We start from the raw sequence: 15,239 nt of genomic DNA on the forward strand, positions 1-15,239 counted from the left end.
ACCATCGGTAAACGTGCCGTTAGGAATCGATGACGTTTCCGTGACGAAACGATAGTTCTTCCCGAGGTACTACCCGGCGATAGGCAGCCGGACCGTTCCGTCCTCGTCGCGCTTCATCGGGCCATAGGCCAGCACTGCCGTCAGCGGCAGCGGCGCATAGAGATGCGGGAAGAGCTGGCCGCCCCGGCTCTCCTCCCACTTCACCGCCCCGCCCATCGCCGCCAGATCGACCGCCGCGATGTGCAGGTCGTCCTGGCCGGCGAAGTGCTTGTCGACCGTCTCGGTCAGCTGGGCGGCGGTGGACAGATGGATATAGCCATCGGCCAGATCCACCGGGGCGCCCGCAAAGGCGCCCTCCTGTTCCAGCGCCGCCATCTGATCGGCGGTCAGCACCTTATAGGCGGTCGCCGGATGGCTCACTCGCCATCCTCCGGTCCGGCCGCCAGGTTTTCACCCACCTCGGCATCGGGCTCGGGGGCGATTTCGGGGGTGCCGTCGGCCAGGTTCATCTCGGCATCCTCCTCGGTCTCCTCGATGCGCGCGGCCGAGACGACATGCTCGCCCGCCGCCACGTTGAAGAGCCGCAGGCCCGCCGAGCCGCGCCCGATGACGCGAAGCGACGCCAGCGACATGCGGATCAGCTTGGCCTGGTCGGTCACGAGCATCAGCTGATGCCCCTTGGATGCAGGGAAGCTGGCGACGACATCGCCGTTGCGGGCGATATTGTCGATGTTCGTGATGCCCTGGCCGCCACGGCCCGTGCGGCGATATTCATAGGCCGAGGACAGCTTGCCATAGCCGTTCGCGCAGACGGTCAGGATGAACTGCTCGGAGTTGCGCAGCTCTTCGTACCGCTCCACCGACAGCTCGGGCTCGCCTTCCTTCTCGCCCTTCCAGGGGGCGAAGCGGAGATACGCCTCGCGCTCCTCCTGGGTGGTGCCGACGCGGTGCAGGACCGAGAGCGAGATGACCTCGTCCTCGCCCTTCAGCGCGATGCCGCGCACGCCGGTCGAGGTGCGGCTCTGGAACTCGCGCACATCGTCGGCGGCGAAGCGGATCGCCCGGCCGCAGCGGGTCGCGAGCAGCACGTCGTCCTGGGCACCGAGCAGCGCGACACCGATCAGCCGGTCCTCGCTCTCGTCGTCGAAGCGCATCGCGATCTTGCCGTTCGAGGGGACGTTGGTGAACGCGTCCATCGAGTTGCGGCGCACCGCGCCCTTGGCGGTGGCGAACATGACGTGGAGCTTGCCCCACTCCGCCTCGTCCTCGGGCAGCGGCAGCACGGTCGAGATGGTCTCGCCCGGTGCCAGCGGTAACAGGTTGACCATCGGCCGTCCGCGCGTGGCTGGGCCGCCTTCGGGCAGGCGCCACACCTTGTAGCGATAGACCTTGCCGTGGTTCGAGAAGAACAGGACCGGCGTGTGGGTGCTGGTCACGAACAGCTCGGTGACGACGTCCTCGTCCTTGGTCGCCATGCCCGAGCGGCCCTTGCCGCCCCGGTTCTGCGCGCGGAAGGCATCGAGCGGGGTGCGCTTGATATAGCCCTGCATGGTCACGGTGACGACCATGTCCTCGCGTTCGATCAGGTCCTCGTCGTCGATGCCATCGGCGGCGGCGGCGATTTCCGAGCGGCGCGGGGTGGCGAACTGGTCGCGGATCGCCACCAACTCGCCGCGCATGACCTCGTACAGCTTCACGCGGTTGGCGAGGATTTCGAGCAGCTCGGTGATCGAGTCCGCCAGACCCTTCAGCTCGTCGCCGATCTCGTCACGGCCGAGCGCCGTCAGGCGGTGCAGACGCAGGTCGAGGATGGCGCGGACCTGGGTCTCGGACAGGCGATAGGTGTCGCCAAAGCCTTCGCTCTCGACCGCCTCGACCAGGCGGATGTACGGCGCGATCTCGGCGATCGGCCATTCGCGGGCGAGCAGCGCCTCACGCGCGGCGACCGGCGAGGCCGATCCCCGGATGATCCGCACCACTTCGTCCAGGTTCGTCACCGCGATGACGAGGCCCAGCAAGATGTGCGCCCGCTCGCGCGCCTTGGCCAGCTCGAACTTGGAGCGGCGGGTGATGACCTGCTCGCGGAACTGGACGAAGGCCTGGATGATGTCGCGCAGGTTCAGCAGCTCGGGCCGCCCGCCGCGAATGGCGAGCATGTTGGCCGGGAAGCTGGTCTGGGCGGGGGTGTGCCGCCAAAGCTGGTTGAGCACGACCTCGGGGGTCGCATCCCGCTTCAGGTCGATGACGATGCGAACGCCTTCGCGGTTCGATTCGTCGCGAATGTCGCTGATCCCCTCGATCCGCTTTTCCTTGGCGGCCTCGGCGATCTTTTCAACGAGCGCGTTCTTGCCCTGCTGATAGGGGATTTCGGTCAGGACGATGGCCCGGCGGTCGCCGCGCATCTCCTCGATCTCGTGGCGCGAGCGCACGATGATCGACCCGCGCCCGGTCTGATAGGCCGAGCGCGCGCCCGAACGGCCCAGGATCAGCGCGCCGGTGGGGAAGTCGGGGGCGGGGACGATCTCGTTGAGTTCCTCGACCGTGATCGCGCCGTTTTCCATGTACGCGAGGCAGGCATTGACCACCTCGCCCAGATTGTGCGGCGGGATGTTGGTCGCCATGCCGACCGCGATACCGCCGGCGCCATTGACCAGCAGGTTCGGGTATTGCGCGGGCAGGACCGAGGGTTCGCGCTCCGAGCCGTCATAGTTGGGCTGGAAGTCGACCGTGTCCTTGTCGAGATCGTCGAGCAGCGAGTTGGCGACCTTGGCCAGACGCGCTTCGGTGTAACGCATCGCGGCGGGCGGATCGGGGTCCATCGAGCCGAAATTGCCCTGACCGTCGATCAGCGGCACGCGCATCGACCAGTCCTGCGCCATGCGGGCCAGCGCGTCATAGATCGCGCTGTCGCCGTGCGGGTGATATTTACCCATGACGTCGCCGACGATGCGCGCCGACTTGCGGTACGGCTTGCCCGCGACGAAGCCGCTCTCGGCGGCCGAATAGAGGATACGGCGATGGACGGGCTTCAGGCCGTCGCGCACATCGGGCAGCGCACGCGCCACGATCACACTCATCGCATAGTCGAGATAGCTCGACTTCATCTCGTCGACGATGGAGATCGTCGAAATATCGGAAGGTTCCGCGAGGGTCGTCTCGTCGGCCAAAGTCTGTTGCTTTCCGGCTTGATGGTCAGATGGGAACCAAGGGTACTAGCCGAGCGTGAGCCGCCTGACCACCCCCGCGCGACCCCATTCGCGAGGGGCCGTTCGGGAGGAACGGCGGGCGCGGAGCGGGTCGGCGGGGATGGGCCCGGCGCCTATGCTCCCCCCCCTCGGCAGCAGGATCGCGGGACTTTTCGAGGCGCTGGTCGCCGACGGGAGTAAACGGCGACCAGCCAGGGTCTTGTGCTGCCCCGGCAATTTCAGCGACATGTCGCAAATGTTACTATTCTGTCATGACGTTGTCGTAACAGACGTTGTCGTAACAAGGGGTTTGACGGGTCAGGGCTGGACCTCCTTGCCCTCCCAGTCGAACAGCTTGCCGCTGTCGGGCGCGCGCAATCCGTCGAGGACGTCGAGCAGTTGTACGGCGGCACGATCGGCGGCGAACAAGCCGCCGGGGCGGACATTGCCCTGGAACGGCCTGGACAGCGCGGTATCGACGGTGCCGGGATGAAGGGCGACGACGATCGAACGGTCGTTGCGCCGCTTGTGCTCGATCGCCAGCGTGCGGATGAACTGGTTCAGCGCCGCCTTGGACGCGCGATAGCCGTACCAGCCGCCCATCCGATTGTCCGAGATCGAGCCCACCCGCGCCGACAGCGCCGCGAAGATCGTCTTGCCGGTGCGCGGCATCAGCGGCAGCAGATGCTTGGCGACCAGCGCCGGGCCGATCGCGTTGACCGCGAAATTGCGCGCCAGCCATGCCGGCGACAACTGGTCGATCGCCTTTTCGGGCCCCTGTTCGCCGTCATGCAGGAGGCCGGTGGCGACGATCACCAGATCGGGGGCAGGGCCGCTGGCGATCCGCGCGGCGGCGGCGGCGATGCTGGCCTCGTCCTCTAGGTCGATATGCGCGTCGCCGGTCATCGAGCGGGCGAAGCGGGCGACTGCGATCCCCTCTTCCTCCAGCGCGTCGGCAAGGGCTCCGCCGATCCCGCCCGAGGCGCCGATGACGATTGCCCGTTTCCACTCGCTCATCGCACGAATCTCCATAGGGTCGGCGTGCTCGCCTCGGCGTCGAACGCATAGCCGTCGCTATCGAAACCGCGCATCGCATCGGTGTCGGTGATGGCATGCTCGACCATCCAGCGCGCCATGGCGCCGCGCGCCTTCTTGGCGTGGAAGCTGACGAAGCGGTCGCCCTCGCGGAAATCGACGCCGATCACGCGGATGGACGCGGGCAGCTTGCCGTCGACGGCATGCCAATATTCCTGGCTGGCCAGATTCAGGATGGTGCCGGTCCCCTCCGCCTCGACCTCGTCGGCCAGGCGCGTGGCGATCCGGTCGCCCCACCAGTCGGTCAGCTTGTCCCCGCGCGGCGCCCAGCGCGTGCCCATTTCCAATCGATAGGGACGCATCGCGTCCAGCGGGCGGAGCAGCCCGTAAAGCCCCGACAGCATGCGCAGATGATCTTGCGCGAACAGGATCGCGGGCTCGTCCAGCGTCTTGGCCTCCAGCCCGGTATAGACGTCGCCCGCAAAGGCGAACATCGCGGGCCGCTCGGGGGCGTCGGCGAACTCGCGGAACCGTTCGGCATTCAGCTTGGCGAGCGCGGGCGAGATGCGCATCAGCGCGGACAGCTTCTCTTCGCCGAGGCCCGCGGCGGCGGCGGCCAGCGCGTCCGCCTCGACCGCGAAATGCGGGCGGGTGGGGGCGAGATCGGGGAGGGGGCTCTTGTAATCGAGCGTCTTGGCGGGGGAAATGACGGCAATCATGATGGCGCACGCGCTAGCGGGCGGAGCGTTCGCGTTCAATCCGCGTTCAGCGGCTGACGGATAGGGTGGCACGCATCATCGCTTTGCTTGAACGGGACGAGACCTGTCCCTACAAGCGCGCCATCGACGGTTCCGGACCTGACAGGCTCTATTCTTGGAGAGAATTCGCATGAAAATCATTCCGAAACTCGCGCTGGCGGCGGTGCTTGCGACGGGCGTAGGTGGCGTTGCGCTGACCGCGCCGGCCGTCGCGCAGAAGAAGGGCAAGGAGCAGGAAGCCGGTGGCCTGAAGCTCAGCCCCGAGGCGCTGAAGGCAGCGCAGGCCGCACAGCCGGTGCTGCAGCAGAAGAATTATGCCGCCGCCGATCCGCTGGTGTCGGCGGTCGAGGCCGCTGCCAAGACCGAGGACGACAAGTATATCGCGGCCGCGATGCGCTACGAGCTCGAATCGGGCAAGCTGTTCGCCGCGCAGCAGGCGAACCCGAACGCGCCGATCGACGAGGCCCCGCTTGCCAAGCCGCTCGACGTGCTGATCGCCAGCCCCTCGACCCCGGTGACGGACAAGCCGCGCTATGTCTATCGTCGCGGCGCGCTGGCCTATAACGGCAAGCAGTATCCGATCGCGCTGAAATATTTCGAACAGGCGCAGCAGCTGGGTTACAACGACCCCAACCTGCCGCTGCTGATCGTCAAGGCGAAGATGGAGACCGGCGACGTCGCGGGCGCGAACGCCGCGCTGGCCACCACCATCGACCAGATGAACGCCTCGGGCCAGAAGGCGCCGGAGGATTATTACAAGTACGCCATCGGTCGCGCCAACAAGAGCAAGATGGTCCCCGAAACGCTGACCTGGATGCGCAAGTGGATCGTCGCCTATCCGACGCCGCAGAACTGGCGCAACGCGCTGGTCATCTATGGCCTGCAGCCGGGTTCGCTGGCGACGCTGGACAAGAACCAGAAGCTGGACCTGTTCCGCCTGATGCGCGCCTCCAAGTCGCTGGCCGACCAGAACGACTATATGGAATATGCGCAATATGCGACCGACAAGGGCCTGCCCGCCGAAGCGGAAGCGGTCCTGAAGGAAGGCATGGCGACCGGCAAGATCCCCGCCGGTAACGCCACCGCCAAGGCGATGCTGACCGCCGCCGCCGCCAAGAGCCGCCAGGAAGGCTCGCTCGCCCCGACCGAGGCGCGCGCCAAGTCGGCCGGCGACGGCAAGCTCGCCGCGCTGACCGCCGAGGCCTATTACGGCCAGGGCAATTACGCCAAGGCGGCCGAGCTGTACCGCACCGCGCTGCAAAAGGGCGGTGTCGATGCGGGCGAGGTGAACACCCGCCTCGGCATCGCGCTCGCCGCGCAGGGCGACAAGGCCGGTGCCACCGCCGCCTTCGACGCGGTGAAGGGTGCCCCCCGCGCCGATCTGGCGGGCTTCTGGAAGGCCTGGCTCTCGACCCAGGCATAAGGTCAACGTCCGCGCCGATCCGGTCGGCGCGGTCCTGTCCTGCGGAAAGGCCTCGGCGAAAGCCGGGGCCTTTTTCGGTTTGGGGGAGAGGTGCGAAACTTCCTCCCACCCGCCGTTCAGCCTGAGCGAAGTCGATGGCCACGGGAATAGGCTAGCCGGGAGGGAGGCCGCAGGGCGTGCGCTTCGACTTCGCTCAGCGCGAACGGCTGTCGGGTCAGCAGCCCCAAGCGCCGCGCGCGTCCCGCCCTCCGTTCGGCCTGAGCGAAGTCGAAGGCCACGGGATTGTGCTTGCCGGGAAGGAAGCCGCAGGGCGTGCGCTTCGACTTCGCTCAGCGCGAACGGCTGTCGGGTCAGCAGCCCCAAGCGCCGCGCGCGTCCCGCCCTCCGTTCGGCCTGAGCGAAGTCGAAGGCCACGGGATTGCGCTCGCCTAGAGGGAAGCCGCAGGGCGTGCGCTTCGACTTCGCTCAGCGCGAACGGCTGTCTGGTCAGAAGCCTCAAGCGCCGCGCGCGTCCCGCCCTCCGTTCAGCCTGAGCGAAGTCGAAGGCCACGCGAATCCCTGAAAATGGAATCACCCGTCAAATGGGGGCCTCCCAAGAAAAAACCGGCCCCCCTCGCGGAAAGCCGGTTTCCTGTCTTGCCGAAAACCCGTGGGTCAGTCCGCTTCGATCGGAATCCCCGACACCTGTTTGGCGGTGCGAATGGTCAGCGAGGTCTTGACGCTGGCGACGTTGGGCGCCGGTGTCAGGTGCCCGGTCAGGATTTCCTGGAAGCTCTTGAGGTCCGACGCGACGATCTTCAGGATGAAGTCGATCTCGCCGTTCAGCATGTGGCATTCGCGCACTTCGGGGATACCGGCGACATGCGCCTCGAACGCGGCCAGGTCATGCTCGGCCTGGCTGCGCAGCGACACCATCGCGAAGACGGTGATCGGAAAGCCCAGACGCGCGGCGTCCAGATCGGCGTGATAGCCCCGGATCGCCCCCGCTTCCTCGAGCGCGCGGACGCGACGCAGGCAGGGCGGGGCGGTCAAACCGACGCGTTCGGCGAGTTCGACATTGGTCATACGGCCATCGGCCTGCAACAGCGCCAGGATCTGCCGATCGATGCGATCGAGCGCCATTACACGATACTCCACATAAAAAGCCGATTCCCTATGTTCGTTTGCGGCTGGATATAAGAAAATTACGCACTACCGCAATTGTCTCACTTTGCAACGGCATGTCGCGTGATATTTGCAGGTTACCAGTTGGAAGGATAAAGACGTTACGTCAGGGTCCTCGGGGGCCATGGCCCAAGCGTAAAGGGAGCTCTGTGCGGTTCGACGACAGTCTGGCGACGATTCTTTCGGCCGACACTGCGACGCCATTCGGCGCGCAGACTGCCTGGCGGCAGCTTGTCGACCTGATGAGTCGTGGGCGGGTTCCCGCGGATCCGCCCATGCTGGCGCGACTGGCGGCGTTGCGCGATATCGTGCCCGAGCCCGTTCGCGCCGCCAGCGCCCGCATGCTGCGTCAGGGCCCGGCACCGGTCGCGCTGGTCGCCTTCTTCGCCCAGGACGATCTGCCCGTCGCGGGGCCGGTCCTGCGCTCGGTGACCCTGGCGGACGCGGACTGGCTGGCGATCCTGCCCCGGCTGACGCCCGGCATCCGATCGATCCTCCGTCATCGCCGCGACCTGTCGGAAACGGTGCAGCGGGGACTGGAGAGCTTCGGCGCGGTCGATTTCGTCCTGCCGCACTTCGGCGCGGAAACGGTGGCCGATCCCGAGCCTGAGCCCGAACCCGTCACCGTGGCGCCGACCCCATCCCAGCCGCAAAGCTGGCCGATCGCCCGCGACACGCCCCCGCCGCCGCCCGCCGCCGCGCCATTGCCTCCCCAGGAGCCGCCGGTCGCCGAACAGCCCCCGCTATCGATCCTGCTCGATCCCGTGCCGACCCAGCCCGCCACGCCGTTCGTGGCGCTGGGGCAGGTGGCCCGGACCCTGCCCTTCATGGCCGAGGCGATGCGCCATGCCGAGCCCGCTTCCGCGCCCCCGCGCTATGAGATCGCCGATCTGGTCGCCCGGATCGACGCGTTCAACCAGCGCCGCGAAGAAGTGGCGGGGGCGACCCCGAGCCATGCGGGCCCGGCGCATTTCGATTTCGAGACCGACACGCGCGGACTGATCCTGGGCGTCGATGGCGTCGCGCGCGGGCCACTGGTCGGCGTCAGCATCGCCGAAACCGTGATGCAGGGGCTGGCGCAGTTCGACGGCGTGGCGATGGGGGCGTTCCGTCGCCGCTCGCCCTTCCGCGACGCCCGGCTGGAGATTGGCGGCGCGTCGGAAGCGGCGGGATCGTGGCGGGTTTCGGCCATGCCCTATTTCGACCCGCTGACCGGCCAGTTTCTGGGCTATCGCGGCAGCGGGCGGCGGCCCCGGCGCGACGAGATCGCCAATGCGGTCGGCGCCGACACGGCGTCGGACAAGGCTTCGTCCGATTCGCTGCGCCAGCTGGTCCACGAACTCCGTACCCCCGCCAATGCGGTGGCGGGCTTTGCCGAACTGATCGAAAGCGAGCTGCTCGGCCCCGTCGCGCCGGTCTATCGCGACCGGGCATCGGCCATCCGGTCGATGGCGGCGGACCTGCTCGCCTCGGTCGAGGATCTCGATACGGCGGCGCGGATCGAGGGACGGGTGCTGGAGCTGCGGCCGACCGTCGTGCCGCTGGAGCCGCTGATCCGGCGTATCCTGACCGAACTCCACCCGCTGGCCGAGTTGCGCCGTGCGGAAATCCGGTTCGAGGCGCCCGAGCAGGCGATCACCGCCCTGGCGGACGACCGCGCGAGCGAGCGGCTGATTACCCGGCTGTTCTCGGTCCTGCTGTCCAATTGCGTGGTCGGCGAGCGGCTGGCCGCCGGGCTGGCGATCGATCAGGGCATGGCGGTGCTGCGCGTCGACCGGCCGCTGGCCCTGACCGTCGAGACCGAGGGTGCGCTGCTCAGCGAGGCGGGCGACGAGGATCAGCGTGACGGCGCGCCGCTGCTCGGCACCGGTTTTTCGCTGCGGCTGATCGACAAGCTGGGCGCGGAGATGGGCGGCGGCCTGACCATCGGGCTCCACCGGGTCGTGTTGGCGCTGCCGCTCGGCGGGGAGCAGCGCGCGGGACAGGCGTCCCGCCGCTGAAGCCGACCATGCCGACCCGGCCCTGGCGCCCCGACCCGCCGAGCGCGGAGGAACGGATCGACTGGCCCGCCGATTTCGGCAACCGCTTCCTCGTTACTGTCGATGTCGAGGAGGAATTCGACTGGTCCGCGCCGCTCGATCGGCGGCACCGCGCGACGACGGCGATGCGGGCCTTCCCGGCGGCGCATCGGCGCTTTGCCGCGGCGGGCGTCGGGCTGACCTGCATGGTCGACTATCCGGTCGCGGTCGATCCGGCGTCGGTCGCGATCCTGTCCGAGTGCCGGAACGACGGGCGGTCGGAAATCGGGGCGCAGCTTCACGCCTGGGTCACCCCGCCCTACCGGGAGGTGGTCGACTCCTTCACCAGCCATGCGGGCAACCTGCCCCTCGCGCTGGAGGCGGCCAAGCTGGATATGCTGACCGAGGCGCTGGCGCAGGGTTTCGGCACGGGGCCGCGCATCTTCCGGTCGGGGCGCTACGGACTGGGGCCGTCCTCGCTGGGCCTGTTGGCGGAGCGGGGCTATCGGATCGACAGCTCGATGCGCGCGCTGCACGATTATGGCGACGAAGGTGGCATGGATTTCGGCGGCATCGTGGCGCATGGCTTTCGCCGTGACGGGATGATCGAGTTGCCGCTGACCAGTGTGTTCGACGGGCTCTTGCGGCGATGCGGACCGCGCCTCTATCGGTGCGCGGGACAGGTCCCATATGGTCGCGGAGTGCTGGCACGGGCGGGGTTGCTCAACCGGATACCGTTGACGCCCGAAGGGGTGGGCATCGCCGATGCGCTGGCGGGGATCGATCGGTCCTTGCAGGGCGGTGTCCGCCTACTGGTCTTTTCCTTTCATTCCCCGACGCTGGAGCCGGGGCATACCCCCTATGTCCGCGATGCGCGCGACCGGGTGCAGTTCGACCGGTGGTGGGATGCGGTGTTCGACCGGCTGGCCGAGCGGGGCGTCCTGCCCACCACGGTCGCGGATATCCTCGCGGCGCTCGACCGGCGCCCCGGCTGACACCGGCGGGCGACCAAGACGGCCGCCCGTCGGTCGGGGATCAGCGCTTCATCGCCTCGATCAGCTTCTTGACGTCCTGGCTGCGCCCGCGCGGCAGGATCAGGATGTCGTCGCCGCTCGCCACGACGATCAGATTCTCGACATCGACCGCCGCGACGCGCACCCGGTCGGTGCGGATCAGGCAGTTCTTGGTATCGATCGCCAGCACTTCGCCGCGATGCGCATTGCCGAACCCGTCCAGCTCGCTGATCGCGTGCAGCGCGTCCCAGCTGCCGACATCGTTCCAGCCCATCGCGACCGGCACCACCGCGACGCGATCGGCGCGCTCCATGACCGCATAGTCGATCGAATCGGAGGGGCAGGCGGCGAAGTCGGCCTCGTTGGGGCAGATACGCTTGCCCTCATGCGTGGCGCCACGCATCGCCTTTTCGGCGGCGACGAGCATTTCGGGGGCGTGCTGGCCCAGTTCCTCCAGATAGCGGTCGGCGCGGAACAGGAAGATGCCGCCGTTCCACGCATAGTCGCCGCGCGCCAGCATCGCTTCGGCACGTTCCAGGCGGGGCTTTTCGACGAAGCGCGCGACCTGGTTGACCCCCGGCGCGATCTCGCGGCCGACCTGGATCCAGCCATAGCCGGTCTCGGGCTTGTCGGGCGAGATGCCGAAGGTCGCGAGCCAGCCCTGCGACACCATCGGCAGCGCGGCACGGATCGCGGCGTGGAACGCATCCAGATCAGCGATGACATGGTCGGACGGCATGACCAGCAGCACGTCCTCGGGCTTGGCGGCGAGCGCGGCGAGTGCGATGGCGGGCGCGGTGTTCCGCGCCACCGGCTCGAGGATCAGCGCCTGGGCCGGGGTGCCCGCAGCGACCAGCTGGTTCTCGACCAGATCGGCATGACGTTGACCCGCGACGATGATCGGTGCCGCGAAGTCTTCCGAGTTGGTGCGTTGCGCGGTCAGCTGCAACATGGTCTCGTCCGAGGTCAGCGCGAGCAGTTGCTTGGGCATTTCCGGCTTGGACATGGGCCACAGTCGCGTGCCGGAGCCGCCAGACAGGATGACCGGAACGATCGGATTGTGCATGAATGCCCCTTTAATTGATTCGCCATCGCCGATCGGATGACGGTTTCGCCTATAGCGCGGCCATAACGCATATTTTTACGCTTCGTTTGTCATTCTGTGTAAAAAAATTGGGACAGTCGTGCGTTCAAGGGGTGACGAGTAGCGTCCGGTCGATGATCCGTGTGTTCAAACACTATGTCCCCCATGCGGTTCTGCTGCTCGGGTTGGTCGATTTCACGCTGCTGCTGCTCGCCTCCGAGCTGGGGTGGCGGTTGCGTGCCTGGCAGATCGGCTATCCGGTCGGTGCGGCGATCGACCGCTGGCCGCAGATATTGAGCTTTGCCGCGCCGCTTCAGGTCGCGCTGCTGGCGGTGGGGGCCTATTCGACCGCGTCCTTCCTGTCGCTGCGCTTCGCGGCGGCGCGGTTGATGGTCGCAGTGTCGCTGGGCGTCATCTTCCTGTCGCTGATCTTCTTCTTCTTTCCGGCGGTCTCCTATTGGCGATCGAGCCTGTTGTTCGCGATGATGTTCGCGATCCTTCTGCTGGTCGTCGTGCATGGCTCGCTGGGGCGGCTGCTGGGCGGGGACCGGTTCAAGCGGCGGGTGATCGTGATGGGGGCGGGGCCCCGCGCCGCCCAGATCGTCGAGCTGGCCAAGCGGCCGGGCGCCAATTTCCTGGTCGTCGGGGTGATCGCCATGTCTGACGCCGAAAGGGTGCTGCCACAGGCCATCCACCGCGAGGATATTCCCAATCTCCAGGCGTTCGTCGTCGGTCGCGAGGTGGTGGAGGTCGTGCTGGCGCTGGAGGAACGCCGCCGCGCCTTGCCCTATCAGGACCTGTTGCGTGTCCGGACGGCGGGCGTGCAGGTGTTCGAGCTGTCGAGCTTTCTGGAGCGCGAAACCGGACGGATCGACCTGGCCTCGGTCAGCCATAGCTGGCTGATCTTCTCCGACGGCTTCTCGTCGGGGCGCGTCCGCTCGGTGATCCTCAAGCGGGCTTTCGACGTCACGGTCAGCCTGGCGCTGCTGATCGCGGCGGTGCCGATCATCGCGATCACCGCCATCGCCATCCGGCTGGAGTCGAAGGGGCCCGTCTTCTATCGCCAGCGCCGTGTTGGCCTGTTCAACCAGGCGTTCGACATCCCCAAGCTGCGCTCGATGCGGCAGGATGCCGAGCTGGCCGGGCAGGCGGTCTGGGCGGAAAAGGACGATCCGCGCATCACGCGCGTCGGCCGCTTCATCCGCAAGGTCCGGATCGACGAACTGCCGCAGATTTGGTCGGTGCTGAAGGGCGAGATGAGCTTTGTCGGCCCGCGCCCCGAACGCCCGCAATTCGTGGAACAGCTCGAACAGCAAATTCCCTTTTACGCCGAACGGCATATGGTAAAGCCGGGGATCACCGGATGGGCGCAGCTCAACTATCCCTATGGCGCCTCGATCGACGATGCGCGGCACAAGCTGGAATATGACTTGTACTACGCCAAGAATTATTCGCCCTTCCTCGACGCGCTGATCCTGCTCCAGACGCTGCGGGTCATCCTGTGGCCGTCGGGCGCGCGGTGAGCGACGCGGCCGGGCCGGGGGCCCCGGCGGCCAGCCCCTATCCGATGCTGCGGCGCAAGCGGCGGCTCTGGCGTCGGGGGCGGTTGCCGCTTCGCGTCCGGCTGATCGGCGTGTTGGCGGTGATCGCGCTGGTGGTGGGGGCGCTGCTGGTCCAGCTGTTCACCGCCAGGCCGCCGGTCGACCCCGTGCTGGCGCTGCGCAAGGCGAGCGTGGCGCTGGAGGCGGGCAATTATCACGCCGCGCACGACCAGGCGCTCCAGGCCGCCGCCGCCGCGCCGCGTTCGGCGCCGGCGCAGATGATGCTCGCCCGGACCAGCCTGTTGCTGGGGCAGGGGGTGACGGCGGAGGCGGCGCTGGACCGCGCGCTGGCCGACGGCGTGCCGGAGGTCGAGACGCTGGCCGCACGGGCGGAGGCGCGCTGGTCGCTGGGCAATCTGGCGGGCGCGCAAGAGGCGGTCGATCGCATGCCCGCGCAGCAGGACGCCGCGATGATGCGCGCCGCCGCGCAGGTTCGTGCCGCCCGCGCCGGTGGCGCGACGCTTCGCCGGATGTTGCAGGCGGTCGTGGCGCGCTTTCCGAACGATGCGCGAAGCTGGACCGATCTGGGTCGCAGCCGGTTCGGCGCGGGCGACATGCTGGGCGCGAGCGAGGCCGCGACACGCGCCGCCGCGCTGGCCCCCGCCGATCCGGCGGCGCTGACCCTGCAGGCCGAGGTGGTGCGCGCGCGCTATGGTCTGGCGGCGAGCCTGCCCTGGTTCGAGGCGGCGTTGCGGCGCGATGCCTATTATCATCCGGCGCTGATCCGTTATGCCGCGACGCTGGGCGATAGCGGCCGTTCGAGCGACGCGCTGGCGGCGACCCGCAGGGCGCTGGTGTCCGAGCCGGGCAGTCCCGAGGCGTTCTACCTCCAGGCGGTGATCGCCGCGCGGGCAGGGCGTTTCGCCTTGGCGGAGGGCGTGCTGGAGCAGACGCGCGGCGCCTTGTCCTATCGTCCCGCCGTCGTGCTGCTCAACGGTTTGCTGGCCTATGCCCAGGGGCGACCGCAGCGGGCGGTGCGGGTGTGGGGGCGGCTGGTCGCGATGCAGCCGATGAACGTTGCCGCCCGTCGCCTGCTGGCGGCGGCGCAGATCGCGACGGGGGATCGCCCGGCCGCGCTGGCGACGCTTCGCCCGATCCTGAGCCGCGCGGATGCCGATGGCTATGCGCTGCGTCTCGCGGCGTTCGCGGCCCCGGCGGGGGAGGGGGCGGGCCTGGTCGACCGGATCGCGCAGGCGCATGTCGGCGAAGCGGCGATCTTTCGCCCCGACCGCCCGCTGGGCGACCTGACCATCGCGGCGGAAACCTCGCCGACCGACCCGACCTATGCGCTGGGGGTCATTCGCGCGCTGGCCAGCCAGGGGGACCGGGCAGGCGCGCTTGCCAAAGCGCAGGCGCTGGTCCGCGCCACGCCGGGCGCCCCGGCCGCGCTGCTGGCTTATGGCGATGTGCTGGCGACCATCGGCCGCCCGGCGGAGGCGCTGGGCCCCTATGCCCGTGCGGCCGATCTGACCTTCGACGAGCCGACGATGCTGCGGCTGGTCGATGGCTATGGACGAGCCGGGCGGGCCAGGGATGCCGCCGTCGCCCTCGGCCTGTATCTCTCGCAAAACCCGCAGAGCGTGCCCGCGCGCCGTCTGCTCGGACGGTGGCAGCTGGCCGCCGGGGAATGGGATGCCGCGATCGAAACGCTCGAAGGATTGCGGATGCAGCTGGGGCCGGACGACGTCGCGCTGCTCCACGATCTGGCCCTGGCCTATGCCGGGGCCGGGGACGGGCTGGTCGCGCGGCGTTACGGCGCCGTGGCCTATGGGCTGGCGCCGATGAACGCGGCGGCGGCGGATGCCTATGGCGTGGCGCTGGCGGCGGCGGGCGAGGCGGATGGCGCGCGTCAGCTGTTCGACAAGGCGCTGGCGCTCGCCCCCGGCAATCCGGTCATTGCGGGGCATCGCGCCGCGCTCTGACGCCCGCCGGTCTTTGCAGCGGGGTGTCCGCGCCGT

11 protein-coding genes are annotated in these 15,239 nt (G+C 68.4%); 5 read left to right on the top strand and 6 right to left on the bottom strand.

Annotation, left to right across the window (positions count from 1 at the left end):
- Positions 1–69: 69 nt before the first annotated feature.
- The 4 genes from QE385_RS00635 to QE385_RS00650 form a co-directional block, all read right to left on the bottom strand.
- On the bottom strand, positions 70–420 hold the full coding sequence (locus QE385_RS00635) for a DUF952 domain-containing protein (protein ID WP_373424602.1): 351 nt from the start codon (positions 418–420) through the stop codon (positions 70–72).
- Positions 417–3,167 carry a DNA gyrase subunit A gene (gene gyrA / locus QE385_RS00640; protein ID WP_307098061.1) on the bottom strand — a complete coding sequence of 917 codons (2,751 nt, stop codon included), beginning with the start codon at positions 3,165–3,167 and terminating at the stop codon, positions 417–419. The genes QE385_RS00635 and gyrA overlap by 4 nt, the downstream gene beginning before the upstream one ends.
- A gap of 336 nt (positions 3,168–3,503) precedes the next feature.
- Positions 3,504–4,202 (bottom strand): SDR family NAD(P)-dependent oxidoreductase, encoded by a 699-nt coding sequence (locus QE385_RS00645; protein ID WP_307098062.1) that lies wholly within the window; start codon positions 4,200–4,202, stop codon positions 3,504–3,506.
- Complete coding sequence (locus QE385_RS00650) at positions 4,199–4,939, bottom strand: YaaA family protein (RefSeq protein ID WP_307098063.1); 741 nt, start codon at positions 4,937–4,939, stop codon at positions 4,199–4,201. The genes QE385_RS00645 and QE385_RS00650 overlap by 4 nt, the downstream gene beginning before the upstream one ends.
- A 169-nt stretch (positions 4,940–5,108) precedes the next feature.
- Here QE385_RS00650 and QE385_RS00655 point away from each other — a divergent pair, with 169 nt between their 5' ends.
- Positions 5,109–6,401: a tol-pal system YbgF family protein gene (locus QE385_RS00655; RefSeq protein WP_307098064.1), complete on the top strand. Its 1,293-nt coding sequence runs from the start codon at positions 5,109–5,111 to the stop codon at positions 6,399–6,401.
- A 654-nt stretch (positions 6,402–7,055) separates the two neighbouring features.
- On the opposite strand, the gene QE385_RS00660 is transcribed toward QE385_RS00655, so the two are convergent.
- Positions 7,056–7,523, bottom strand: coding sequence for an Lrp/AsnC family transcriptional regulator (locus QE385_RS00660; protein ID WP_042487895.1), 468 nt, complete (start codon positions 7,521–7,523; stop codon positions 7,056–7,058).
- A 317-nt stretch (positions 7,524–7,840) separates the two neighbouring features.
- Here QE385_RS00660 and QE385_RS00665 point away from each other — a divergent pair, with 317 nt between their 5' ends.
- On the top strand, positions 7,841–9,565 hold the full coding sequence (locus QE385_RS00665) for a HAMP domain-containing sensor histidine kinase (RefSeq protein ID WP_307098065.1): 1,725 nt from the start codon (positions 7,841–7,843) through the stop codon (positions 9,563–9,565).
- An 8-nt stretch (positions 9,566–9,573) separates the two neighbouring features.
- Positions 9,574–10,578 carry a polysaccharide deacetylase family protein gene (locus tag QE385_RS00670; RefSeq protein WP_307098066.1) on the top strand — a complete coding sequence of 335 codons (1,005 nt, stop codon included), beginning with the start codon at positions 9,574–9,576 and terminating at the stop codon, positions 10,576–10,578.
- Between the two features lie 40 nt (positions 10,579–10,618).
- On the opposite strand, the gene QE385_RS00675 is transcribed toward QE385_RS00670, so the two are convergent.
- Positions 10,619–11,662, bottom strand: coding sequence for a mannose-1-phosphate guanylyltransferase/mannose-6-phosphate isomerase (locus QE385_RS00675; RefSeq protein ID WP_307098067.1), 1,044 nt, complete (start codon positions 11,660–11,662; stop codon positions 10,619–10,621).
- Positions 11,663–11,814: 152 nt separating this feature from the next.
- Between QE385_RS00675 and QE385_RS00680 the strand changes: the two genes are divergently transcribed.
- Together QE385_RS00680 and QE385_RS00685 are read left to right on the top strand one after the other, a co-directional pair.
- The gene (locus QE385_RS00680) at positions 11,815–13,203 is read left to right on the top strand and encodes a TIGR03013 family XrtA/PEP-CTERM system glycosyltransferase (RefSeq protein ID WP_307098068.1); all 1,389 of its coding nucleotides are present in this window, start codon (positions 11,815–11,817) and stop codon (positions 13,201–13,203) included.
- Positions 13,200–15,203 carry a tetratricopeptide repeat protein gene (locus QE385_RS00685; protein WP_307098070.1) on the top strand — a complete coding sequence of 668 codons (2,004 nt, stop codon included), beginning with the start codon at positions 13,200–13,202 and terminating at the stop codon, positions 15,201–15,203. The genes QE385_RS00680 and QE385_RS00685 overlap by 4 nt, the downstream gene beginning before the upstream one ends.
- The last annotated feature ends 36 nt before the right edge of the window (positions 15,204–15,239 follow it).

The organism is Sphingomonas sp. SORGH_AS_0950, assembly GCF_030818415.1.
In the GTDB taxonomy this organism is placed as follows: Bacteria; Pseudomonadota; Alphaproteobacteria; order Sphingomonadales; family Sphingomonadaceae; genus Sphingomonas.

What these genes read in the sequence shown, in the direction of transcription:
- QE385_RS00675 (WP_307098067.1), bottom strand. Translation starts at nt 11,662, where the DNA reads ATGCACAATCCGATCGTTCCGGTCATCCTGTCTGGCGGCTCCGGCACG.
- QE385_RS00655 (WP_307098064.1), top strand. Translation starts at nt 5,109, where the DNA reads ATGAAAATCATTCCGAAACTCGCGCTGGCGGCGGTGCTTGCGACGGGC.
- QE385_RS00665 (WP_307098065.1), top strand. Translation starts at nt 7,841, where the DNA reads ATGCTGGCGCGACTGGCGGCGTTGCGCGATATCGTGCCCGAGCCCGTT.
- QE385_RS00650 (WP_307098063.1), bottom strand. Translation starts at nt 4,939, where the DNA reads ATGATTGCCGTCATTTCCCCCGCCAAGACGCTCGATTACAAGAGCCCC.
- QE385_RS00680 (WP_307098068.1), top strand. Translation starts at nt 11,815, where the DNA reads ATGATCCGTGTGTTCAAACACTATGTCCCCCATGCGGTTCTGCTGCTC.
- QE385_RS00645 (WP_307098062.1), bottom strand. Translation starts at nt 4,202, where the DNA reads ATGAGCGAGTGGAAACGGGCAATCGTCATCGGCGCCTCGGGCGGGATC.
- QE385_RS00660 (WP_042487895.1), bottom strand. Translation starts at nt 7,523, where the DNA reads ATGGCGCTCGATCGCATCGATCGGCAGATCCTGGCGCTGTTGCAGGCC.
- QE385_RS00670 (WP_307098066.1), top strand. Translation starts at nt 9,574, where the DNA reads ATGCCGACCCGGCCCTGGCGCCCCGACCCGCCGAGCGCGGAGGAACGG.